This is a genomic window from Bacillus sp. FSL K6-0268, from assembly GCF_038005425.1.
In the GTDB taxonomy this organism is placed as follows: domain Bacteria; phylum Bacillota; class Bacilli; order Bacillales; family Bacillaceae_G; genus Bacillus_A; species Bacillus_A thuringiensis_S.
This window is the reverse complement of the sequence record NZ_JBBOTF010000001.1, coordinates 3,233,775-3,255,046: the sequence shown is the minus strand read 5'-3', so window position 1 is coordinate 3,255,046 and position 21,272 is coordinate 3,233,775. Positions and strand designations below refer to the sequence as shown.

The window sequence follows — 21,272 nt, the reverse complement described above, 5'->3', positions numbered from 1 at the left end:
CAGAAGATGGATATGATATTTAGAAAGATGGAACTTGATGATATTGCTCAAATTGTAGCTATTGAAGAAGTATCTTTTTCAACTCCTTGGACTGCAGATGCTTTTCACCGTGAATTAACGATGAATGAACATGCACATTATATTGTGTTAGAAAAAGATGGTCGTGTAATCGGGTATTGTGGATTGTGGATAATTATTGATGAATCACATATAACAAATATAGCTATTTTGCCAGAATACCGAGGTCAAAAGTTAGGAGATGCCTTATTGAAAGCAGTTATTTCAGAAGCGAAAGAACTAGGGGTAAAAACAATGACGCTTGAAGTACGTGTATCAAATGAAGTAGCAAAGCAGTTATACAAAAAATATGGATTTCAAAATGGTGGAATTCGTAAACGATACTATGCAGACAATCAGGAAGATGGTCTTGTAATGTGGGTGAATATATAATGGAAAAAAATACGATTATACTTGGGATTGAAACGAGCTGTGATGAAACAGCGGTAGCGGTTGTTAAAAATGGGACGGAAATTATTGCGAATGTCGTTGCATCACAAATTGAAAGTCATAAACGTTTTGGCGGCGTTGTACCAGAGATTGCATCCCGTCATCATGTAGAAGAAATTACAGTTGTGTTAGAAGAAGCTTTAAAAGAAGCAAACATAACATTTGATGATATTGATGCAATCGCTGTAACAGAAGGGCCTGGTTTAGTAGGAGCACTTCTAATTGGGGTAAATGCAGCGAAGGCAGTAGCTTTTGCACATGATATTCCGCTAGTCGGTGTTCATCATATTGCTGGTCATATTTATGCGAACCGTTTAGTAAAAGAAGTGCAATTCCCGCTATTATCACTTGTTGTATCTGGTGGGCATACAGAACTTGTTTATATGAAAGAACATGGTTCATTTGAAGTAATTGGTGAAACGCGAGATGATGCAGCTGGAGAAGCATATGATAAAGTAGCTCGTACGTTATCTATGCCATATCCAGGTGGTCCTCATATTGATCGCCTTGCACATGAAGGAGAACCAACAATTGATTTGCCTCGTGCATGGCTAGAACCGGATTCATATGATTTTAGCTTTAGTGGATTGAAATCAGCAGTTATCAACACTGTGCATAACGCGAAACAACGTGGTATAGAAATTAAACCAGAAGATTTAGCGGCAAGTTTCCAAGAAAGTGTAATAGATGTACTTGTAACGAAAGCAGCTCGTGCAGCAGCAGCTTATAATGTAAAGCAATTACTTCTTGCTGGTGGAGTAGCTGCTAATAAAGGACTTCGTGCCCGATTAGAAGAAGAATTTGCACAAAAAGAAAACATTGAACTAATTATTCCACCGCTATCTTTATGCACAGATAATGCAGCAATGATTGCAGCGGCAGGGACAATTGCGTATGAACAAGGCAAGCGTGCAACATTAGCCTTAAATGCGAATCCAGGATTAGATATTGAAGCATAGTTATGCACATAATTAACCACAGCTTGTGGATAAAACCCATGTTATCTGTTGATAATGTGGGTTTTATTGTGTATATAAAGTGTTGATAACTTTTTCGTTGGCTGTGGGTAATGTGGAAAAGTTGGTTTAATAGTTATTTTATAAAGGTGGATATGTGTATAAACTTGTGGATAAACTAGATGAAGTCTGACCTTTGAGTGTATTGTTTTTCGGGAAATAAAAAGCAAGAAGATATCCCCGAAAAACATTTTTTAATATCCCTCCATTATAGAGGGTGCTGATATTGTCAATCCTTGTCGGTAAATCGATATTTCGTGTCGAATCGTTTATGTATATAGGGTTACGATAGATGTATTTGAAAAATCGTTGATATATTCCCAGTTACCATTGATATATCCAAAAAATTATTTATGTACTTAAAGAAAAAAGATGTCGCATAGTCAAAAATCATGACTGATGAGACATCTTCCTTATTTAAATACTCTTATACATGCAGCTCTTCCCACTCTGCCATACAAGTTTCAAGCTGTTCTTGTAGCGTTTGTTTTTTAGTTGTAATTTCACTAGCTTTTTCATAATCTGCATATATTTCTGGTAAGCAAAGTTGATCTTCTAACGTAGCAATTTCTTCTTCTAAGTTTACGATATTTTGTTCTAGCTCTTCAATTTTTCGAGTGCGTTGACGTTCTAATTGTTTACGCTCTTTTTCTTCGAGATAATTTAATTTTTCTTGAGCTACAGTTTTTTGAACAGGTGCCTGATTTTCTTGCTGTTCTTGTTGTTCAAATGCTGCACGTTCAATCATTTCATTTTTCTTCTCCACATAGTAATCGTAATCCCCTAAATATTCCTGTGCGCCTTCTGTTGATAACTCAACCACAGTCGTTGTTACACGGTTAATAAAGTAGCGGTCATGTGAGACAAATAGAAGAGTCCCTGGATAATCAATTAAAGCATTCTCTAAAATCTCTTTACTATTTAAATCAAGGTGGTTCGTAGGCTCATCCAGAATTAATAAATTTGACTTTTGCATCATAAGTTTCGCAAGAGCTAATCGAGCTTTTTGTCCACCACTAAGGGAAGATACTGGTTTCAGTACATCATCTCCTGTGAATAAAAAATTCCCGAGTATAGTACGGATTTCTTTTTCAGGTTGCAGTGGATATTCATCCCATAGTTCATTTAAAACCCGTTTAGAAGATGTTAAATTTGCTTGTTCTTGGTCATAATAGCCAACAGATACATTTGATCCGAAAGAAACATTACCATTTAATAGTGGTAACTTATTCACAATAGATTTTAATAATGTGGATTTCCCAATTCCGTTTGGACCAACTAAGGCAACACTATCTCCGCGAGTTAAGCGCATAGTTACGTGTTCAATTATAGGGTCCTCCTCATAGCCGATGGTTGCATCTTTTACTTGTAAAACATCATTTCCACTTTGCTTTTCAATATCGAAGTGGAATGATGCTGACTTAGAATCCCCTAATGGTCTCGTTAATAATTCCATTCTGTCTAGTTGTTTACGGCGACTTTGAGCACGTTTCGTTGTAGAAGCGCGAGCTATATTCTTTTGAACGAAGTCCTCAAGTTTTGCGATTTCATCTTGTTGTTTTTCGTAACGTTTCATTTCTTGATCATATAATGCTGATTTTAAGTCTAAATATTTACTGTAGTTACCAACAAATCGTCTGCTTTCTTTATTCGAAATTTCATATACTTGTGTAACGAGTTTGTCTAAGAAATAACGGTCATGGGAAACGATTAATATTGCGCCAGGATAACCTTGTAAATATTGCTCAAGCCATGTTAATGTTTCAATGTCTAAATGGTTTGTAGGCTCGTCCAAAATAAGTAAGTCTGGTTTTGTTAATAATAATTTCCCGAGAGCTAATCTTGTTTTTTGCCCGCCACTTAAAGTAGAGATCGTCGTCTGGTGTGTTTCAACTGGGAAGCCAAGGCCGCTTAAAATGGAGCGAATATCCGCTTCGTATTGATATCCACCTTGATCTTTATAATTGAGTTGCAATTGGTCATAATCAGCTAACAATCTTTCATATATAGCTTCGTTTGAAAAGTTTTCTTCTTTTCCCATTTCTTGCTCAAGCTTTCGAAGTTTTGTCTCCATTTGCCGTAAGTGGGTAAAGACGGTTAGCATTTCATCCCAAATTGTTAAAGACGTTTCTAGGCCAGTATTTTGAGCTAAATACCCGATTGAGACATCTTTCGGTTTTATAATTTCGCCACCATCATGTGATAACTCACCAGCGATAATTTTTAATAATGTAGATTTTCCAGCTCCATTCCTTCCAACTAATGCGATACGATCTTTTGTTTGTACTTCCAATTTTATGTTTGCAAGAATTGTTTCTGCACCGTATAATTTCGAAAGTCCATTTACTTGTAATAAAATCAATGTTCTCACCTCAAATAATTTCTTAACTTTGCCATGTTTATATTTCTCAATCATACTAAAAATAGTGTATAGTTTAAAATAAAGAGAGAATACTTCTTCTCTTTATTATACAAGGAATTTAATGAGTGCTAAACTTCTGTATTTGATTAAAGTATATGAATAAAGATAGGAAGAGAGGAGAGGTCATATGGATCAGCAAAAGATTCCACAAGCCACTGCTAAAAGATTGCCTCTATACTATCGATTTATCCAAAACTTATCTCTTTCTGGTAAGCAGCGTGTTTCATCGGCCGAATTGAGTGAAGCGGTAAAAGTAGATTCCGCAACAATACGAAGAGATTTTTCGTATTTTGGAGCATTAGGGAAAAAGGGATATGGATATAACGTAAATTATTTATTATCATTTTTCCGCGAAACACTTGATCAAGATGATATAACGCGTGTAGCACTTATTGGAGTAGGTAATTTAGGGACCGCTTTCTTACATTATAATTTCACGAAAAACAATAATACAAAAATTGAAATGGCATTTGATGTTAGTGAAGAGAAAGTTGGAACAGAAATCGGGGGCATTCCTGTATATCATTTAGATGAATTAGAAGAGAGATTATCAAATGATATACAAGTGGCAATATTAACAGTACCGGCTACAGTAGCACAAGCTGTAGCAGATAGATTAGCTGAAACGAGCGTGCACGGTATTTTGAATTTCACACCAGCACGATTAAACGTATCAGAGAATATTAGAATTCATCATATTGATTTAGCTGTAGAGTTACAAACATTAGTTTACTTTTTGAAAAACTATCCACAATAAAACGCAGAGGAAGCGACCTCTGCGTTTTATTATTGTTTCTTCTTTGTGAATTTAACTAATATAAGGCGAAGTGCCAAATTAAAATCAATTGTTGCCATAACTGCAAATAGTATTGTCCACACATTCCAGATTGTATCTGTCACGTTCGTAATGGCGAAGCGTGTAAAGATACATCCAAGAAGGAAGTATAATGCGGCCATGAACAATGGTGAGTTTCTCATACAAAAAATCCTCCGATAAATCCTTGCATTTTTTCAGCTTCTTTAATCATTTCTTGAATTTGCTCATTGCTCATAAAAATTTGCCCAATAGCGACTAATGTATTCATCGCAACATGAGCTGCAATAGGAACGATAATGCGCTTCGTCTTCACATATAAGAAGGCGAATACGAGCCCCATAGCAGTGTATACCAATAAGTGAGTAAAATCAAAATGAATTGCTGCGAATACAAGTGAACTAATGATAGCTGCAATAAAGAAGTTGAACTTCTTATAAAGTGCACCGAATAGAATTTTTCTAAATACGATTTCTTCTAAGATAGGTCCGATTATAGATACAACAATAAGGAACCAAGGAGTAGTTCGTGCAATTTCCATCAGTTTCATTGTATTTTCTGAACCTTGTTTAATTCCTAGTAGCTGCATCTCGATCATACCGGCAACTATTTGTGAAAAGAAAGCTAAGAATAATCCGATGAAAATCCACCCAATTGTAGCTGGAACAGAAGAGCGCGTTGCATCTAAATGTCTGTCGCGAATATCTGTTCTAAGTAACCAAAGTACGATACATAATGCAACAAAGAAGCTAATAATTGCCCAGTGTCCCATTATGATTTGTCCTTTTTCCTCAATGGTAAATCCTCTATTATCATAGAGTCCTGTTTTTAGGAGAAGTGGTAATCCAACAGCGCCAGATAATTGCATTAAAATGTATGTAACGATAATCCACCAGTATTGTTTCTTCAAATGGTTTAACCATCCTTTCTAACTCTAGTGTATGAGATGAGGTAGGATAACATGTAAATATGTTATCTACGATATAAACTTTCATTCGAATTATGATTTTTTTGTAAATACGTATTTTAAATTAAAGTAGGAGACAGGAAAAAGTTGTACGTTTAGCGAAAACAACTTAGGGTGTCTTTCATATTGTAACATACGAGTAGGGGAAACAACGATTCATATAGTAGAGGCAGTATTCTATATAGAAAGTTTATATAGTAATTTGCGAAAAAATTATGATTTTTTTACTTGCAAAAGAAATTGAGATTATTTATTATTATAAGTGTGTTAGCACTCGGGTGACTTGAGTGCTAATAAATAAAATTTACATAACAAAATGAGGAGGTTATTGTTCATGCTAAAGCCATTAGGTGATCGCGTTGTAATTGAGCTTGTTCAAGCAGAAGAAAAAACAGCAAGTGGTATTGTATTACCAGACACTGCAAAAGAAAAACCACAAGAGGGTAAAGTTGTTGCAGTAGGTACTGGTCGAGTGCTTGAAAATGGTGAGCGTGTTGCTTTAGAGGTAGCAGCAGGTGATCTTATCATCTTCTCAAAATATGCAGGTACTGAAGTGAAATATGAAGGTACAGACTACTTGATTTTACGTGAAAGTGACATTTTAGCAGTTATCGGTTAATTATATAAATCTTAAAAAAATCCAAGGGGGTCAATTATTATGGCAAAAGATATTAAATTTAGTGAAGAAGCACGTCGTTCGATGCTTCGCGGTGTCGACACTCTTGCAAACGCAGTAAAAGTAACGCTTGGACCAAAAGGTCGTAACGTTGTACTTGAGAAAAAATTCGGTTCACCACTTATTACAAATGATGGTGTAACAATCGCAAAAGAAATCGAATTAGAAGATGCATTCGAAAACATGGGTGCGAAATTAGTAGCAGAAGTTGCTAGCAAAACAAATGATGTAGCTGGTGACGGAACAACAACTGCAACTGTATTAGCGCAAGCTATGATTCGTGAAGGTCTTAAAAACGTAACAGCTGGTGCTAACCCAATGGGTCTTCGTAAAGGTATCGAAAAAGCTGTTACTGCTGCAATTGAAGAATTAAAAACGATTTCTAAACCAATCGAAGGCAAATCTTCTATCGCGCAAGTAGCTGCTATTTCTGCAGCTGACGAAGAAGTAGGTCAATTAATCGCTGAAGCAATGGAGCGCGTTGGTAACGATGGCGTTATTACTTTAGAAGAGTCTAAAGGATTCACAACAGAATTAGACGTAGTAGAAGGTATGCAATTTGATCGTGGATATGCATCTCCTTACATGATTACTGATTCTGACAAAATGGAAGCAGTTCTTGATAACCCATACATCTTAATTACTGACAAAAAGATTTCTAACATCCAAGAAATCTTACCAGTATTAGAGCAAGTGGTACAACAAGGTAAACCACTTCTTATCATTGCTGAAGATGTAGAAGGCGAAGCTTTAGCTACATTAGTAGTGAACAAACTTCGTGGTACATTCAACGTAGTAGCTGTTAAAGCTCCTGGATTTGGTGACCGTCGTAAAGCAATGCTAGAAGATATCGCAATCTTAACTGGTGGCGAAGTAATCACTGAAGAATTAGGTCGTGACTTAAAATCTGCTACAGTTGAATCTTTAGGACGCGCTGGTAAAGTTGTTGTTACAAAAGAAAACACAACTGTAGTTGAAGGTATTGGAAATACAGAGCAAATCGCAGCTCGTATCGGTCAAATCCGTGCGCAATTAGAAGAAACAACTTCTGAATTCGATCGTGAAAAATTACAAGAGCGTCTTGCTAAACTAGCAGGTGGCGTAGCGGTAATTAAAGTAGGTGCAGCAACTGAAACTGAGTTAAAAGAGCGCAAACTTCGCATTGAAGATGCACTTAACTCAACTCGTGCAGCAGTAGAAGAAGGTATCGTTGCAGGTGGTGGTACTTCACTTATGAACGTATACACGAAAGTAGCTTCTATCGTAGCTGAAGGCGACGAAGCAACAGGTATCAACATCGTACTTCGCGCACTAGAAGAGCCAGTTCGTCAAATCGCAATCAACGCTGGTCTAGAAGGATCTGTAGTTGTAGAGCGTCTAAAAGGCGAAAAAGTAGGCGTTGGTTTCAATGCAGCTACTGGCGAATGGGTTAACATGCTTGAGTCTGGTATCGTAGATCCAGCTAAAGTAACTCGTTCTGCACTTCAAAACGCAGCATCTGTTGCAGCTATGTTCTTAACAACTGAAGCTGTAGTAGCTGACAAGCCAGAACCAAATGCACCAGCAATGCCTGACATGGGCGGCATGGGCATGGGCGGTATGGGCGGAATGATGTAATTCCGTTTGCCCTAAAAAACATCCATTTCTATATAGAAATGGATGTTTTTTTATGTTTTTTAGAAAAGGAAATGAATTTCTGTAGAATTTTGTCGCTTTCTCTCTTGACCATATAGATACTTCATTGTTAGAATCTAGGAAGATAATATAAAACGATCCTTCATATATCCTCAATGATATGGTTTGAGAGTCTCTACTGGGTTACCGTAAACAACCTGACTATGAAGGCAGTGTGTCTTATATTTATAAAGAGCGGAGACTATCTTTCTTTATAAAGCCAGACCCCTGCCTTTTCTTTGTTATGAGACTAGAGGCGGAGGACTGGCTTTTTTTATTATATTAGTAATGCTTTTCGCCAAATTGGTGAAAATATTTATATACGAGAACTAACGTTGGGGTGATTATTTTGAAGAAGCAACACGATACAATTATCGTTTTAGATTTTGGAAGTCAATACAATCAGTTAATAGCACGTCGAATTCGTGAGTTCGGTGTATACAGTGAACTTCATCCACATACAATTACTGCAGAAGAAATTAAAGCAATGAATCCAAAAGGGATTATTTTCTCTGGTGGACCAAATAGCGTATACGGTGAAGGTGCATTACATTGTGATGAAAAAATCTTCGAACTAGGTTTACCGATCTTCGGTATCTGTTACGGTATGCAGCTTATGACACAACACTTCGGTGGTAAAGTAGAGCGTGCCAACCACCGTGAGTACGGAAAAGCTGTTCTTAAAGTAGAGAACGAATCAAAATTATATGCGAACCTTCCAGAAGAGCAAGTTGTATGGATGAGCCATGGCGACTTAGTAACTGGTTTACCTGAAGGATTCGTAGTAGACGCAACAAGTGAGTCTTGCCCAATTGCTGGTATGAGCAATGAAGCGAAAAACTTATACGGTGTACAATTCCACCCAGAAGTACGTCACTCTGAGCACGGTAACGATTTAATTAAAAACTTCGTATTCGGCGTATGTGGTTGTTCTGAAGGATGGAACATGGAGAACTTTATCGAAGTAGAATTAGAAAAGATTCGTGAAACTGTTGGAGACAAAAAAGTACTATGTGCACTTAGTGGCGGCGTAGACTCTTCTGTTGTAGCAGTATTAATTCATAAAGCAATCGGCGATCAGTTAACATGTATTTTCGTTGACCACGGTTTACTTCGTAAAGGTGAAGCAGAAGGCGTTATGAAAACATTTAGCGAAGGCTTCCATATGAACGTTATTAAAGTGGATGCACAAGAACGCTTCATGAATAAGTTAAAAGGTGTAGAAGATCCAGAACAAAAACGTAAAATCATCGGTAACGAATTCATTTACGTATTTGATGATGAAGCATCTAAATTACAAGGTATGGACTTCTTAGCACAAGGTACACTTTACACAGATATCGTTGAAAGTGGTACAGCAACGGCACAAACAATTAAATCTCACCATAACGTGGGTGGACTTCCAGAAGACATGCAGTTCAAATTAATTGAGCCTTTAAATACATTATTTAAAGATGAAGTACGTGTATTAGGATCTGAACTAGGAATTCCTGATGAAATCGTATGGCGTCAACCATTCCCAGGTCCTGGTCTTGGTATTCGTGTATTAGGTGAAATCACAGAAGAGAAATTAGAAATCGTTCGTGAATCTGATGCGATTTTACGTGAAGAAATTATTAAAGCGGGATTAGACCGTGAAATTTGGCAATACTTCACTGCACTTCCTGGTATGCGTAGCGTAGGTGTTATGGGTGACGAGCGTACTTACGATTACACAGTAGGTATCCGTGCAGTAACATCTATTGACGGTATGACAGCTGACTGGGCACGTATCCCTTGGGACGTACTAGAGAAAATCTCTGTTCGTATCGTAAACGAAGTGAAACACGTTAACCGTATCGTGTATGATGTAACGAGTAAGCCACCAGCAACTATTGAGTGGGAATAAATGAATAAATAGCTATGTACGTTGAAGTACCACGCTTTTAAACGGTGTTTTTAGAAGTGTGGTACTCATATGGAACTTTTTTGTTCCATTAAGTTATTTAGCGTCTTTGCGACAGCATCATGCTTGTTTGGATACAGATGTGAATAAACTTGCAGTGTCGTCTCGATTTTTTCATGACCTAATCTTTCCGATATCAATAATGGGCTATATCCTAATTCGATTAGAAGAGATGCGTGTGAATGTCTTAAATCATGAACACGTATCTTTTTTACATTTGCTTTTTGAATACCTCTCCTTAGTTCGTATAGTACATAATATTTTGAACAAGTGAATAGATGGGCAGTAGGCTTGGGTTGATATAGTTTTGTTTTATAGGTGGATATCAATTTGCTAAGGGATGCTGGTATATGAATGACTCTATTGCTCTTCGGTGTTTTCGGGGGATTTAAAATAATCTCACCGCGTACTCGTTGGAGTGATTTGGTAATGGATACTGTGTTTTTTTGAGCGTCAATATCTTTCCATTGTAGCCCTAACAACTCTCCAGATCGAATACCTGTCCAAAACAATATAGAGAACATCACTTTACTTTCTTCTTTTTCTAAGTGGTCATAAAATTGAAAAAAATCTTTCAAAGTCCAAAAATCCATGGAATCAGCTTGCTTTTTTCCGATAGTGCCTACTATACGAGATGGATTGATAGATAGACCATAAAATTTAACCGCAAAATTTAATATCGCATTTAATTGATTGTTAATGGTTTTTAAATACGTTGGACTGAGCCCTTGAGAAATTAAGTTGTTTTGCCATTTACGGATATGCATTGGTTTAATTTCATTTATAGCAAGTTTAGAGAAAAAAGGCAATATTTTGGAGCTGATGAGATATTTTTTATTTTCAAGAGTATTAGGTCTGATACGATGAACTATATCTTCCATATATAATTCTACAAGGCTGGAAAAGCTCATATCACTACTTTCATTATATTTTTTATGAAACTCTTTTTCCCAAGAAACGGCATCACTCTTTTTCTTGAAACCGCGCTTTTTCTTCTGTTTTTTATTCCCTTCATAATCACGATAAACAATTTTCACGTAGTACGTTCCTCGTTCATTATCTTTATAGATAGGCATGGTTGTATATCTCCTTTTATTTCGCTTAAAAATTGAAGGTTTTAAATTGTATGAATTGCTTAGGTATACCGTAAAGGCATGCAATTTGTTCAATAGAATATCCAGAATGCAGATAATGGTAAATTTCATCATCTGGTAACAGCAATTCAACAGCAAAAGTGTTTGCTTCTATTTCAAATTTATCGGTAGAAAAAAGTGTATTCTGGCTCAGAAAAGCTGTATTATCATCAGTGTGTCTGACAGCGTGTCCTAATTCGTGGGCACATACATATTTTTGGATAAACTCTTTTAGAGTGCAATTGATATGGATAATCTGCACACGCCTGCAGTAAAGATAGTATCCATAAATATGTTGTAGGTCTTCGAATATTAACTCAATGTTTCTATGTTTAGCTATTTTGAATGGATTGTTTGTTCCATGTTCTTTTATTAAATCTTGTACCTGTTTTTTTATATTGTTATTCAATTTAGTTCCTCCCTGGATCTCTATACTTCTTGGGAGTGAATTTTTTCTTAGCTATTTCTCTTGCTAAAAGCATTGAACGCTCGAGTGAATCTTTTAGTACCATTTTTGTAGCTTCATCGAGTGGTTCGCCGTCAAAGGCGGCAAAACCATCTGTTCCATCTTCTAAACCATCTAACATTTTTTCTAATTGTTTAGCAATGTCTTTTTTATCTTTTTCGGTTATTTCATAATATTTCCGCTCGGGTTGAGTGTCTTTTATTCGTTTTTTTACATCATAGCCCATTAACCAAGCGGGATTTATATTAAATTGTTTAGCAATAACTTCTACAGTGGTAATTTTGGGAGCCATTTTACCACTGCAATATCGGGATACTGTAGCGGCAGAAAGGTTAATCTTTTCTGCAATTGTATAAATTGTTTGGTCATGTTCTTCCATAATTTTTTTCAATCGAATGGGAAATATCTGTTTGTCTAAAATTTGTTTTTGAGCCATTTGAAAAATCGACCTCCTTATTCGATAGTATAAACAAGTTTGTTACAAAACGCAATAACGTTAGGGGTATAGATAACGAAAATGTTACGAAACGTATTGACATGCATTTTTTTCAGGTGTATTCTAAGTTTGTGTTACGAAACGCAACCAACGGTTGCAAAATGTATTGAATAGGGGTGTGATATATGAATAAAACACGAAGATATCCAGAATTAAACTATTTAAAAGGAAAGATAAGAGAATGTAATTCTAGTTACAGAGAGTTAGCAAAGGTAATAGGAATAAGTCCAACTACATTGAACGATAAGATTAATGGTTACTCTGTGTTCGATACAGAAGAAGTTAATAAAATTGTAAAAGAATTAAACATAGAGCCCAATGAGGTGGTTAGAATTTTTTTCTCTACGTATGTTTCGTTTCGTAACTAGCTGGAATTCAGAATGGGAGGAGGTTTAAATGATGGTTGTGTATAGATGTGAACATGTCATGGATTTTTTAAATATCAAGGAAACGAAAGCAAGGAAAATTATTAAACAGCTTAACGATGAATTAAAAGAAAAAGGGTATATTACGGTATCAGGGAGGGTTGCGGTAGATTATTTTCACGAGAGAACAAAAATTCCTAAAAGATAAGGGATTTTCAATAAGAAATTTTTCTTAGTGTACAAGAATAAGCAATGATTTATCTAAAGTAAGGTGAGTTCTCATGAGAGTAGCATTATTCGCAAGGAAAACTCAAGTGCGAAAAATAATGTGCGTATATATGCGAGTGAATTGTAAGTTTAGTGACATGAACCGTAAGGTTTCAAATCGAGGGAGGTGAATTAATTGAAGGAGGTAACACTAGTTTTTAAATCAGGAGTTAAAACAAGTTTTACAGTAGAACAATTTAAAACATTTAAAAATAGCTTTGGTTTTTTATCAGGAATTGAATATGAAGGTGCAACTCCGACAGTACCATTCCACATTAGTTTGAGTAATATCGATGCAATATTTGTGGAAGACATTGGTGGAAAGGGATCCACTAAAGAACCTGATCATCCAATTGAAGATTTCTATGGTTGTGAAATTCAGCAAGATGATAAGTATTTTATGTTTGGCCAGGATGCTGTACTTGAAGGGAATCTAACGAATTACTTAATTGCAGAACAAAATGTTGAATGTTTTCGAGCTGTATAAAAGGAGAAACCGCCAGTTGGGGCTGACGGCCTAATAAAAACACATGTTGAGGTCATTATATCATGAAATGAATTCATGTAAAGGAGTGAACGATCATAATTGAAAATCCAATGATTATAGGAAATCCAAATGATTCAGCGATAACGAATGTTATGGGGCATTGTGCGAGTTGCAATAAGGAAATCTACTGCGGTGAAGAGTACTTGGATTTTGAAGGTGATTGTATACACAATTCAACAGAATGCGTTAAGGAATACGTTGTTGTACATTCTACCCAAAAGATAGCAGGTGAATGAAATGAACTTACAACAAAAGATTGAAAGTGAGATATCCATTTTAAGGCGTCTAATTGATCGATACAAATTTTGTGATGATTCGGAATCCATTTGTATGGTGATTGCCTATGAATATGGATTGCAGGCGTTGATAGAAGCAAATGAAATGAGTAAACAAAAAGAGGTGCTGCCGTTTTGAATGGTGGAATTGAAGAACTAGAAAAGTCATTAAGTGTGGAACAACGAAGGTTAAGTGAACATAAAAGAGAGTTAGAAAGGCTAATAGAAAAGAAACCGATTGTGGAACAAAATATTTGGAACACGGAAAGTAAAATTTTTGATTTGGAAGCTTCTATTTTTGTTTTGAAAAGCATGGCGAAGGAGTGAATCAATTGGAAATTACAAACGGTGCTGCCATTACCAAAAGTAAAAAAGCAAAAATCATTATCTATTCAAAGCCAGGTAACGGTAAAACAACGGTTGCTGGATTGTTACCAGGTAAAACATTAGTCTTGGATATTGATGGGACAAGCCAAGTTTTAGAAGGCTATGAAAATGTAGATGTAGCTAAAATTGATGGTGAAAATCCACATGATAGCATCCTACAATTTTATGCATTAGCAAAAGTAAATATCGCTAAATACGATAACATCTTTGTTGATAATTTAACACATTACCAAAAGTTATGGTTACTTAAAAAAGGTGAAAATACGAAAAGTGGTATGCCGGAATTAAAGGATTACGCTTTACTAGATAACCATCTTTTAAAGGTAGTAGAAACGTTTAACTCATTAGATGCAAATGTTATTTTTACAGCTTGGGAAACAACAAGAAATATCATTCATGATGATGGGCAGCAATATACACAATTCATTCCAGATATTCGGGATAAAATCGTCAATCATATTATGGGAATTGTTCATGTGGTTGGTCAATTGGTTAAAAAGACAGATGGTACAAGAGGATTTGTTTTAGAAGGTAATCAAAGTGTTTTTGCTAAGAACCATCTTGATGTGCGGAAAGGCTGTATACAAGAAGAATTAATCATGTCATCCGCAAACTAATAAACAGGGGGAAATAAATAATGAGTTTCTTTAAATTTGATGAAACAAACGTAAATACAGGTTTTGAATTAGTTGCTGAAGGTAAATATGAAGCGGTAATTGTAAATGCGGAAGCTGGCAAAACACAAGCTGGTAAAGAGAAATTATCAATAGATTTTGAAATTCGAAGTGATGTAACACAACATCATCAAGGAGCAAAAGTGCTGTATAACATGTTTACGTTCGAACATGAGGTTTCGGTTAGAATCGTCAATTCTTTATTAAAAGCATGTGGTTTTGGAAATCATCATGCTTTCGCATCTGCTGAAGATATGGGGAAACAACTTCTCAATAAGAATCTACAAATCACAGTAAAACATGAAGAGTACGATAAGATTGTGGATGGTCAAAAACAAAAACGTACGGTAGCCAAGGCAAAATATTATGATGTGTCAGACGTAAATCCGATAATAAGTGGTCCAGCAGTAACAGTCGGTGATGATATGTTACCGTTTTAAATAACTACATAGAGAGGTTGGTTTGTACCGACTTCTCTTTTTTATATCTTAAAAGGCTAACCGGAGGTTGTAATGAAAAAGAATCCATACAATTTTAATGAGATACCAACAGAGCTGAAAAACTTACCGCAGTGGGTGCTTTGGCGCAAAGAAGAGAGAAATGGAAAACCGACGAAGATACCGTATCAAGCCAACGGCGAAATGGCGCAAGCAAATAATAGGCGTACATGGTCGACATTTGCAACAGCGGTCAAGTTTTATTTAGAAGGCGATTATGACGGAATAGGGTTCGTGTTCAGCAGGCAGGATAACTATATAGGAATAGACATTGATAAGTGTGTTGTGGCCGGAAAAACAAATACTTTTGCAACAGAAATTATCGATACATTAGACAGTTATACAGAGTTTTCACCATCAGGAAAAGGTATCCACATCATTATCAAAGGGAACCTTCCACAATCTGTTTTAGGTACTGGAAGGAAGAATACAAAACACGGTTTAGAAATTTACTCATACGGACGATTCTTCACATTCACTGGAAATCGAGAAAATTCTAATGATGTGTATGATCGTACGGATGAATTAGCAGAAGTGTTTGAACAGTATTTCGATGATAGTGACATACAAGGTCGCGTGAATTTAGCAGAATTTGAAAAAGATGAAATCAAAATTTCAAATGATGCTTTATGGGAGAAAATGTTCCGTAGTAAAAATGGCGATGAAATTCGCTCATTATACAATGGAAGCCTAATTAATAAAGATCATTCGGCAAGTGACCTTTCTCTATGTAACCATTTAGCATTTTGGACAGGGAAATCAGCAACACGAATGGATTCCATGTTTCGTGAGACGAGCTTAATACGTGATAAATGGGACGTTATCCATTTCAGAGATACAAACGAAACATATGGGGAAAGAACGATAGCAACGGCTATTTCATCTACTTCTTCCACAATTCTAGATTATAAGCAACCATTCGATGAATTTTCATTTGATTTTATAAGTGAAGATGTAGCTGAAGTTGTGGAAGACAAACTAAAAAGGAAATTTAAACTAACGGAACTTGGAAATGCGGAACGTATTGCTTACGAATACGGCCATGTAATTAAATTCGTTCATGATATCGGTTGGTATATATGGGATGGAAAACGATGGAGAGTGGATACGAAGAAAGAAATTGAAAGAATTACAGCAAAAGTTCTCCGTAGTCTTTCTAAATCAGAAGATGAATCGGAAATAAAATGGGCACGTATGTGTGAGCGTAGAAATGTAAGAATGAATAGTATCAAAGATCTTATGCCATTGGTCCCAGGAGCGCGTGAAGATTTTGATAGCCATAAATATTTATTCAATGTTGCAAATGGAATGGTAGACTTACAGACGGGGCAGCTTCGTCCACATAACCGGGATGTATATCTATCAAAAATCAGCAATATTACATTTGATGGGCAAGCGAAATGTCCAGAGTGGCTGAAGTTTTTAGAACAAATTTTTCAGGGGAATCAAGAGTTGACGGATTATATGCAACGACTAATTGGTTATTCTCTTACTGGAGAAATTACAGAGCAAATCATGGTGTTTCTCATTGGCGGAGGTTCCAATGGAAAATCAACCTTTATTAATATTATTAAGGACCTTATGGGTGAATACGGGAGACAAGCGAAATCAGATACTTTTATCAAGAAGAAAGAAACGGGAGCGAATAATGATATTGCTAGATTGGTGGGATCTCGTTTTGTATCTGCAATTGAAAGTGAGGATGGTGAACAATTATCAGAGACCTTTGTCAAGCAAATAACAGGTGGTGAGCCTATATTAGCAAGGTTCTTACGGCAAGAATTTTTTGAGTTCATACCCGAATTTAAAGTGTTTTTTACAACAAATCATAAGCCGGTCATAAAAGGTGTAGATGAAGGGATTTGGAGACGTATTCGTTTGATTCCATTCAATCTACAGTTACCAAAGGAAAAACGAGATAAGAAATTGCCAGAGAAACTTAGCTTGGAAATGCCGGGTATTCTAAATTGGGCGATTGAAGGTTGTCTGAAGTGGCAGCAGTCAGGTTTAAATGATACGGCGATTGTTAGGAAAGCCACAGGTGATTACAAAGAAGAAATGGATATACTTGGTCCATTTATGTTTGAGTGTTGTTTTAAAAGAGATGACGTTCAAATGGAAGCAAAACAATTATATGAAACGTATGCGAATTGGTGTTTTAGAAATGGTGAGCATCAATTAAAAAATAGGGCATTTTATCGGATTTTGGAAACGCAGGGTTTTAAAAGAGAGCGTGGCAACAGAAATAAGTATTACATCAAAGGTGTTACTTTAGTAGACCAAAATAATACTGATAAGCAATCAAAGTTACTGGAAAACGAAGAAAATAGTGAGAATGTTACTAAAAGTAACAAATTTAAAATCTCGTAAAAAACCTTATGTATCAAGGGGTAAAGTTGTTTTTTATACTCTTTTTGTTATTTTTGTTACTAAGTACAACCATAAACAAAAAATAAATATATATATATTCTTTATTAGGAGCGCTAAAGGTCTCACGCGGTAACATTGGTAACAAAAGTACTTCAATCCCTTGTGGTTCTAAGGGTGAAGTGTGTTATTTTTTAGTAACATATACTGATTTTAGGTGTTTTTCAGTAACAATTTTAAATAATTTTTGATAACAAGAATGGATGAATAAAATGTTTGAAAAATTTATTGAGGAAAATATCGAACGAGATAGTAAGAATTTTGAGCTATTAGAAAACTTATATAAGCGTTACTTAATATATTGCAGAATTTATAAATTGAAACCTATTGGTAGGAATGGATTTACTTATAGATTTACTAAAAATCGAATTGGAGCATGGCATAAATCGAAAGGAAAAACAGCTAGATGGGGAGTGAAACTACTACCATGCAAGTATTAAAAATTGTATCAGACATTTGGAAATCAGGTGCAAATATCTATCTAGATCCAAATGATAACCGAATGGGAATAACGAGACAAAACTTAATTTCAACGGAAGTGATGCGAGCTGCAGAACAACATTTTCAGGAAATCCATACATGGTTTCAATCCTGGAAGAATGAGAGTGTGGAGGAAATCACCATGTTGAAAATCTTGTATCAATTCTGTGGATGGGAGCATAATCAAAAATTAAATGACTGGTTACTGGCCGATACGGATTCATTACAACTGTTTTATGACTGGACGATTGTTCTTGCGAAGAATGGATGGACAGACATCTATGAAGACTATCGCCCATTTCAAAATGATAACTCAAATGCAATGGCAAGAAAGATATATGAACGTGCAGTTATACATGCGAAGAAAGGAGTAGGAGCATGATCAGTTATCGTTATACCGATACGGAAATAAATAACATTCTTAAAACACTCACCATCGTGATGGATACGAGAGAGAAAGATAATACTCATATTCGAGATTATTTACATCAAAAGGGAATATCGATAAAAAATCAAAAATTAGATACTGGCGATTACGGCTGTATGATACCGAAAAATGAAGAGCTGGGCATATTTCGTGATATCTATTTAGATAGCCGAGTAGAACGGAAAGCCCATATGGATGAAATCACAGGAAATTTACAAAAAAATACGCAAACAGCATTTGAGAATGAATTAATTCGATCAAAAGAGATTCCCTTCACCTTAATTGTGGAGGACCTACATGGATATGGAAAGATGTTGCAAGGGAAGTATCATTCCAAATATAATCCACTAGCGTTACTGGGAAGGCTAAATACATTTAAAGCAAAATACGGTTTTGAAATCGTGTATTTGGATAAGAAATTCAGTGGGAATTGGATTTATCATCATTTTTATTATCAAGCGAAACATTACTTTAAATTGGGGGCTTTTTAGGAGATAAAAAAGAGGACTCTTATATGAGAGCCCTGAGAGGAAATTAGGTGAATCGCAAATTCAAAAAATTGGCGTATGAATAGTATATCCAAAGTATAAAAATATATACAACAAAGCAGCTAGCAAATGCTAACTGCCCAGTTGATAAGAGGAATTTCGTTAAATCAGGTCTCAGTTTTCAATAGATTCAGCTATTCACCAGCTTATGGATAGTATGAGCAGAAATTAGAATTTTATGCAGGAAGGAAAACATGAAAGCATATAGCAGGCTAGGTACATCATGTATACGAGTATAAAGTGAAACAAAAGTATGTTTTGAAGAAAAAAGACTGACAGAAACCTAGGAAATCGGGGGTTGAATTCTTTCTGAATACCATAGGTATCTAGAAGGGTAAAGTATCTGTAAATGGATGTTAAGTATGTATAATGAGTTTTGAGAATGCAAGGTGTGTTTTTGAAGGGCTTATCTGTAACCTACCTTGTCATCATGAAAAATAGAGAAATTTGAGGAGTCCACACCATGAATGCAAAAGAAATAAGAATGTATATATTAGATTTGCAAGACAAGCATTGCGCAACGTGTGAATATCGGGCAAATCAGTCTCCGAAGTATTGTTTGAAGAATTGTAAGGTTGGAGAAGAATTGTATAGATTAGGAAAAAAATTAGCTCCTTGTGTAGGACAAGTCAGAGAAAATCCGAAACGGAAAAATTGGGAAGAATTGATGCCGAAAATTTTAGAAATGTTACAAAGAGAACTACCGATGTATGTAATTGCTATAGAAGTAAACTGTGAAGTGAACACGTTGCAGAAGCAACTCAAAAAAATGGGATTATGGCAGTCAACAAGCAGAAAACAAATACAAGAAAATGCTCATAAAAGATGGGATGAACGATGTAAACAAGCTGTCATGTTCGTGAAAAAGGACTTACTTATCAAGCAATCTGTCAGCAATTAGGGTGTAGTCGGAACAGTTTGTATCATCACCTTAAAAAAAGAGGGCTAAAGTAAACATGAAACCGATGTGTGTATAGAATTACAAAATTATAAAAGTGTAGATGTGGTGAGGTAGAAATAACAGGAACGAGAGTAGGTGTATCGTCATTGTTCAATTGGCTGAAAGAATATCAAAGGTTAGAAGAGGAGATTGCCTATTTAGAATATAATCTAGATAAAACAAAAGCAGAATTAAAACGCTGGATTCATGGTGATTTACAAGACGTCCGTTTAACGGCTGGATCAGAAGGTGCGAAGGTAGAAGAACGTATAGAAGCAATTGAATATGAGTTAGCGCACAAGATGAACGCAATGCAGGATGTATTGAAATTGATAAATAGGTTCAAAGGTTTAGAAAATAAAATGTTAAAAATGAAATATGTGGACGGAATAACGTTAGAAGAAATAGCAGAGAGCATGAATTACAGTTCTAGTTATATCTATAAGAAACATGCGGAAATCATAAAAAGAATAAAATTTGCTGAAGAACTTGCACTTTACTGACACTCAGTTTTATGAATGTTCACTCTTGAAAATATCGATTATAGTAATAACATAAGAAATTGCCGAAAAGGTAACTGGTATATAGTTGTTTTTTTAAAAAAAATCAATGGGACAAAGCTCAAAAAGATAATATCAGAGACAGAATCCAAACGACGATGGAAGTTGTTAACTCATAAAAGATTACTTTTAGGAATGTTTTGTGAAGAGGAGAAAGAAACATTCATGTAAATATTGTCATTAGGCCAAACATGATGAAGTATTTTGAAAGTTCACAGAGTATATAAATTGTTATCACAGAGTGGTCACAACAAATTAAAATGAATTTGCTATAGTAAACAGTATCAATGGTATATAGCAAGGGAATGATGGGCAACTTATATACTGTTGACACTTGATTTCATCGTATTGTGTAAACAAATCCAATCGAGTAAGGGGAAGGTTTTCCCTTTCTTTGAGAATATAGCAAAGTTTATTAACTACAAGAAGCTGTATGCTGAAAGGTGCGGAAACACCAAACTAGATGATGTTATTTTGTTTTATGAATGTATGTACATGTTTTTACTTAAAGCACGGTTTAATCCTATAGGCTCAGGAGGACTGTGCTCTTTTTTATGGATAAGGATTTGATAGCGTGAATGTTGAAGAAAAATAATGATGATGTGTAGGAGATGTCGTAATCTTATTGGCGTCTTGTTGGTTAAGGAAGGAAAAGCGTAATTGCTAGTGTAGATTAAGCATATAAATACGTATTTCAAAGTGGACATATTTATATCCTGAATTTATTACAATGTTATTTGGAGAAATAGAAATATTTATAAA

At 35.5% G+C, this 21,272-nt stretch carries 25 protein-coding genes and 1 riboswitch; of the genes, 19 read left to right on the top strand and 6 right to left on the bottom strand.

Features of this window, described 5'->3' with window-relative positions; all coding sequences use genetic code 11:
- Window positions 1–6: 6 nt before the first annotated feature.
- Together rimI and tsaD are read left to right on the top strand one after the other, a co-directional pair.
- Complete coding sequence (gene rimI, locus MHI28_RS16625; RefSeq protein ID WP_000367207.1) at window positions 7–450, top strand: ribosomal protein S18-alanine N-acetyltransferase; 444 nt, start codon at window positions 7–9, stop codon at window positions 448–450.
- On the top strand, window positions 450–1,466 hold the full coding sequence (gene tsaD, locus MHI28_RS16620; protein ID WP_000414592.1) for a tRNA (adenosine(37)-N6)-threonylcarbamoyltransferase complex transferase subunit TsaD: 1,017 nt from the start codon (window positions 450–452) through the stop codon (window positions 1,464–1,466). Before rimI ends, tsaD begins: the two co-directional genes overlap by 1 nt.
- 484 nt (window positions 1,467–1,950) lie before the next feature.
- On the opposite strand, the gene MHI28_RS16615 is transcribed toward tsaD, so the two are convergent.
- Window positions 1,951–3,885 carry an ABC-F family ATP-binding cassette domain-containing protein gene (locus tag MHI28_RS16615; RefSeq protein WP_000602181.1) on the bottom strand — a complete coding sequence of 645 codons (1,935 nt, stop codon included), beginning with the start codon at window positions 3,883–3,885 and terminating at the stop codon, window positions 1,951–1,953.
- Window positions 3,886–4,072: 187 nt separating this feature from the next.
- Between MHI28_RS16615 and MHI28_RS16610 the strand changes: the two genes are divergently transcribed.
- On the top strand, window positions 4,073–4,702 hold the full coding sequence (locus MHI28_RS16610) for a redox-sensing transcriptional repressor Rex (RefSeq protein ID WP_000372699.1): 630 nt from the start codon (window positions 4,073–4,075) through the stop codon (window positions 4,700–4,702).
- A gap of 29 nt (window positions 4,703–4,731) precedes the next feature.
- Here MHI28_RS16610 and MHI28_RS16605 read toward each other — a convergent pair whose 3' ends face one another.
- Both MHI28_RS16605 and MHI28_RS16600 read right to left on the bottom strand, forming a co-directional pair.
- A complete protein-coding gene (locus MHI28_RS16605) occupies window positions 4,732–4,923 on the bottom strand; it encodes a YdiK family protein (RefSeq protein WP_001246204.1) in 192 nt (63 codons plus the stop codon).
- Complete coding sequence (locus MHI28_RS16600; RefSeq protein WP_000745315.1) at window positions 4,920–5,669, bottom strand: CPBP family intramembrane glutamic endopeptidase; 750 nt, start codon at window positions 5,667–5,669, stop codon at window positions 4,920–4,922. Before MHI28_RS16600 ends, MHI28_RS16605 begins: the two co-directional genes overlap by 4 nt.
- A gap of 391 nt (window positions 5,670–6,060) precedes the next feature.
- Between MHI28_RS16600 and groES the strand changes: the two genes are divergently transcribed.
- From groES to guaA, 3 genes are all read left to right on the top strand, one after another.
- Window positions 6,061–6,345, top strand: a complete 285-nt coding sequence (gene groES, locus MHI28_RS16595) for a co-chaperone GroES (protein WP_000917311.1) — start codon at window positions 6,061–6,063, stop codon at window positions 6,343–6,345.
- A gap of 39 nt (window positions 6,346–6,384) precedes the next feature.
- Complete coding sequence (gene groL, locus MHI28_RS16590; RefSeq protein WP_001029992.1) at window positions 6,385–8,019, top strand: chaperonin GroEL; 1,635 nt, start codon at window positions 6,385–6,387, stop codon at window positions 8,017–8,019.
- Between the two features lie 140 nt (window positions 8,020–8,159).
- Window positions 8,160–8,261, top strand: a riboswitch (purine riboswitch).
- Window positions 8,262–8,425: 164 nt separating this feature from the next.
- Window positions 8,426–9,964 (top strand): glutamine-hydrolyzing GMP synthase, encoded by a 1,539-nt coding sequence (gene guaA, locus MHI28_RS16585; RefSeq protein ID WP_000743908.1) that lies wholly within the window; start codon window positions 8,426–8,428, stop codon window positions 9,962–9,964.
- Between the two features lie 65 nt (window positions 9,965–10,029).
- Here the strand turns inward: guaA and MHI28_RS16580 are convergent, their stop codons facing one another.
- The 3 genes from MHI28_RS16580 to MHI28_RS16570 form a co-directional block, all read right to left on the bottom strand.
- Window positions 10,030–11,058: a tyrosine-type recombinase/integrase gene (locus MHI28_RS16580; protein WP_340828101.1), complete on the bottom strand. Its 1,029-nt coding sequence runs from the start codon at window positions 11,056–11,058 to the stop codon at window positions 10,030–10,032.
- Window positions 11,059–11,122: 64 nt separating this feature from the next.
- Entirely contained in the window at window positions 11,123–11,563 is a 441-nt protein-coding gene (locus MHI28_RS16575) for an ImmA/IrrE family metallo-endopeptidase (protein WP_197235319.1), read from the bottom strand.
- Window position 11,564: 1 nt separating this feature from the next.
- The gene (locus MHI28_RS16570; protein WP_197235318.1) at window positions 11,565–12,056 is read right to left on the bottom strand and encodes a helix-turn-helix domain-containing protein; all 492 of its coding nucleotides are present in this window, start codon (window positions 12,054–12,056) and stop codon (window positions 11,565–11,567) included.
- Between the two features lie 185 nt (window positions 12,057–12,241).
- Between MHI28_RS16570 and MHI28_RS16565 the strand changes: the two genes are divergently transcribed.
- The 13 genes from MHI28_RS16565 (at window position 12,242) to MHI28_RS16500 (ending at window position 20,453) form a co-directional block, all read left to right on the top strand.
- Window positions 12,242–12,484 (top strand): helix-turn-helix domain-containing protein, encoded by a 243-nt coding sequence (locus MHI28_RS16565; protein WP_242069958.1) that lies wholly within the window; start codon window positions 12,242–12,244, stop codon window positions 12,482–12,484.
- Between the two features lie 28 nt (window positions 12,485–12,512).
- A complete protein-coding gene (locus MHI28_RS16560) occupies window positions 12,513–12,689 on the top strand; it encodes a hypothetical protein (RefSeq protein WP_197235321.1) in 177 nt (58 codons plus the stop codon).
- 195 nt (window positions 12,690–12,884) lie between these two features.
- The gene (locus MHI28_RS16555) at window positions 12,885–13,235 is read left to right on the top strand and encodes a YqaI family protein (protein WP_197235317.1); all 351 of its coding nucleotides are present in this window, start codon (window positions 12,885–12,887) and stop codon (window positions 13,233–13,235) included.
- A gap of 297 nt (window positions 13,236–13,532) precedes the next feature.
- Window positions 13,533–13,709 (top strand): hypothetical protein, encoded by a 177-nt coding sequence (locus MHI28_RS16545; RefSeq protein WP_176116668.1) that lies wholly within the window; start codon window positions 13,533–13,535, stop codon window positions 13,707–13,709.
- A complete protein-coding gene (locus tag MHI28_RS16540; RefSeq protein WP_023521063.1) occupies window positions 13,706–13,897 on the top strand; it encodes a hypothetical protein in 192 nt (63 codons plus the stop codon). Before MHI28_RS16545 ends, MHI28_RS16540 begins: the two co-directional genes overlap by 4 nt.
- Window positions 13,898–13,902: 5 nt before the next feature.
- Window positions 13,903–14,574: an AAA family ATPase gene (locus MHI28_RS16535; RefSeq protein WP_340828009.1), complete on the top strand. Its 672-nt coding sequence runs from the start codon at window positions 13,903–13,905 to the stop codon at window positions 14,572–14,574.
- A gap of 20 nt (window positions 14,575–14,594) precedes the next feature.
- Window positions 14,595–15,071 (top strand): DUF669 domain-containing protein, encoded by a 477-nt coding sequence (locus MHI28_RS16530; protein WP_340828100.1) that lies wholly within the window; start codon window positions 14,595–14,597, stop codon window positions 15,069–15,071.
- Window positions 15,072–15,143: 72 nt separating this feature from the next.
- On the top strand, window positions 15,144–17,498 hold the full coding sequence (locus MHI28_RS16525; RefSeq protein WP_340828099.1) for a phage/plasmid primase, P4 family: 2,355 nt from the start codon (window positions 15,144–15,146) through the stop codon (window positions 17,496–17,498).
- 484 nt (window positions 17,499–17,982) lie between these two features.
- Complete coding sequence (locus MHI28_RS16520; protein ID WP_277548070.1) at window positions 17,983–18,417, top strand: hypothetical protein; 435 nt, start codon at window positions 17,983–17,985, stop codon at window positions 18,415–18,417.
- Window positions 18,414–18,953 (top strand): ERCC4 domain-containing protein, encoded by a 540-nt coding sequence (locus MHI28_RS16515; protein WP_197263263.1) that lies wholly within the window; start codon window positions 18,414–18,416, stop codon window positions 18,951–18,953. The genes MHI28_RS16520 and MHI28_RS16515 overlap by 4 nt, the downstream gene beginning before the upstream one ends.
- Before the next feature lie 520 nt (window positions 18,954–19,473).
- The gene (locus tag MHI28_RS16510) at window positions 19,474–19,911 is read left to right on the top strand and encodes a zinc-finger domain-containing protein (protein WP_340828005.1); all 438 of its coding nucleotides are present in this window, start codon (window positions 19,474–19,476) and stop codon (window positions 19,909–19,911) included.
- Window positions 19,896–19,964: a hypothetical protein gene (locus MHI28_RS16505; protein WP_254849831.1), complete on the top strand. Its 69-nt coding sequence runs from the start codon at window positions 19,896–19,898 to the stop codon at window positions 19,962–19,964. The genes MHI28_RS16510 and MHI28_RS16505 overlap by 16 nt, the downstream gene beginning before the upstream one ends.
- 93 nt (window positions 19,965–20,057) lie before the next feature.
- Window positions 20,058–20,453 carry a hypothetical protein gene (locus MHI28_RS16500; protein ID WP_277548067.1) on the top strand — a complete coding sequence of 132 codons (396 nt, stop codon included), beginning with the start codon at window positions 20,058–20,060 and terminating at the stop codon, window positions 20,451–20,453.
- Window positions 20,454–21,272 lie beyond the last annotated feature (819 nt).

Bases quoted from the DNA above. Each gene is read 5' to 3' on its own strand.
- rimI (WP_000367207.1), top strand. From the start codon at position 7: ATGGATATGATATTTAGAAAGATGGAACTTGATGATATTGCTCAAATT.
- tsaD (WP_000414592.1), top strand. From the start codon at position 450: ATGGAAAAAAATACGATTATACTTGGGATTGAAACGAGCTGTGATGAA.
- MHI28_RS16610 (WP_000372699.1), top strand. From the start codon at position 4,073: ATGGATCAGCAAAAGATTCCACAAGCCACTGCTAAAAGATTGCCTCTA.
- MHI28_RS16605 (WP_001246204.1), bottom strand. From the start codon at position 4,923: ATGAGAAACTCACCATTGTTCATGGCCGCATTATACTTCCTTCTTGGA.
- groES (WP_000917311.1), top strand. From the start codon at position 6,061: ATGCTAAAGCCATTAGGTGATCGCGTTGTAATTGAGCTTGTTCAAGCA.
- groL (WP_001029992.1), top strand. From the start codon at position 6,385: ATGGCAAAAGATATTAAATTTAGTGAAGAAGCACGTCGTTCGATGCTT.
- MHI28_RS16570 (WP_197235318.1), bottom strand. From the start codon at position 12,056: ATGGCTCAAAAACAAATTTTAGACAAACAGATATTTCCCATTCGATTG.
- MHI28_RS16565 (WP_242069958.1), top strand. From the start codon at position 12,242: ATGAATAAAACACGAAGATATCCAGAATTAAACTATTTAAAAGGAAAG.
- MHI28_RS16560 (WP_197235321.1), top strand. From the start codon at position 12,513: ATGATGGTTGTGTATAGATGTGAACATGTCATGGATTTTTTAAATATC.
- MHI28_RS16545 (WP_176116668.1), top strand. From the start codon at position 13,533: ATGAACTTACAACAAAAGATTGAAAGTGAGATATCCATTTTAAGGCGT.
- MHI28_RS16530 (WP_340828100.1), top strand. From the start codon at position 14,595: ATGAGTTTCTTTAAATTTGATGAAACAAACGTAAATACAGGTTTTGAA.
- MHI28_RS16525 (WP_340828099.1), top strand. From the start codon at position 15,144: ATGAAAAAGAATCCATACAATTTTAATGAGATACCAACAGAGCTGAAA.
- MHI28_RS16520 (WP_277548070.1), top strand. From the start codon at position 17,983: ATGCAAGTATTAAAAATTGTATCAGACATTTGGAAATCAGGTGCAAAT.
- MHI28_RS16515 (WP_197263263.1), top strand. From the start codon at position 18,414: ATGATCAGTTATCGTTATACCGATACGGAAATAAATAACATTCTTAAA.
- MHI28_RS16510 (WP_340828005.1), top strand. From the start codon at position 19,474: ATGAATGCAAAAGAAATAAGAATGTATATATTAGATTTGCAAGACAAG.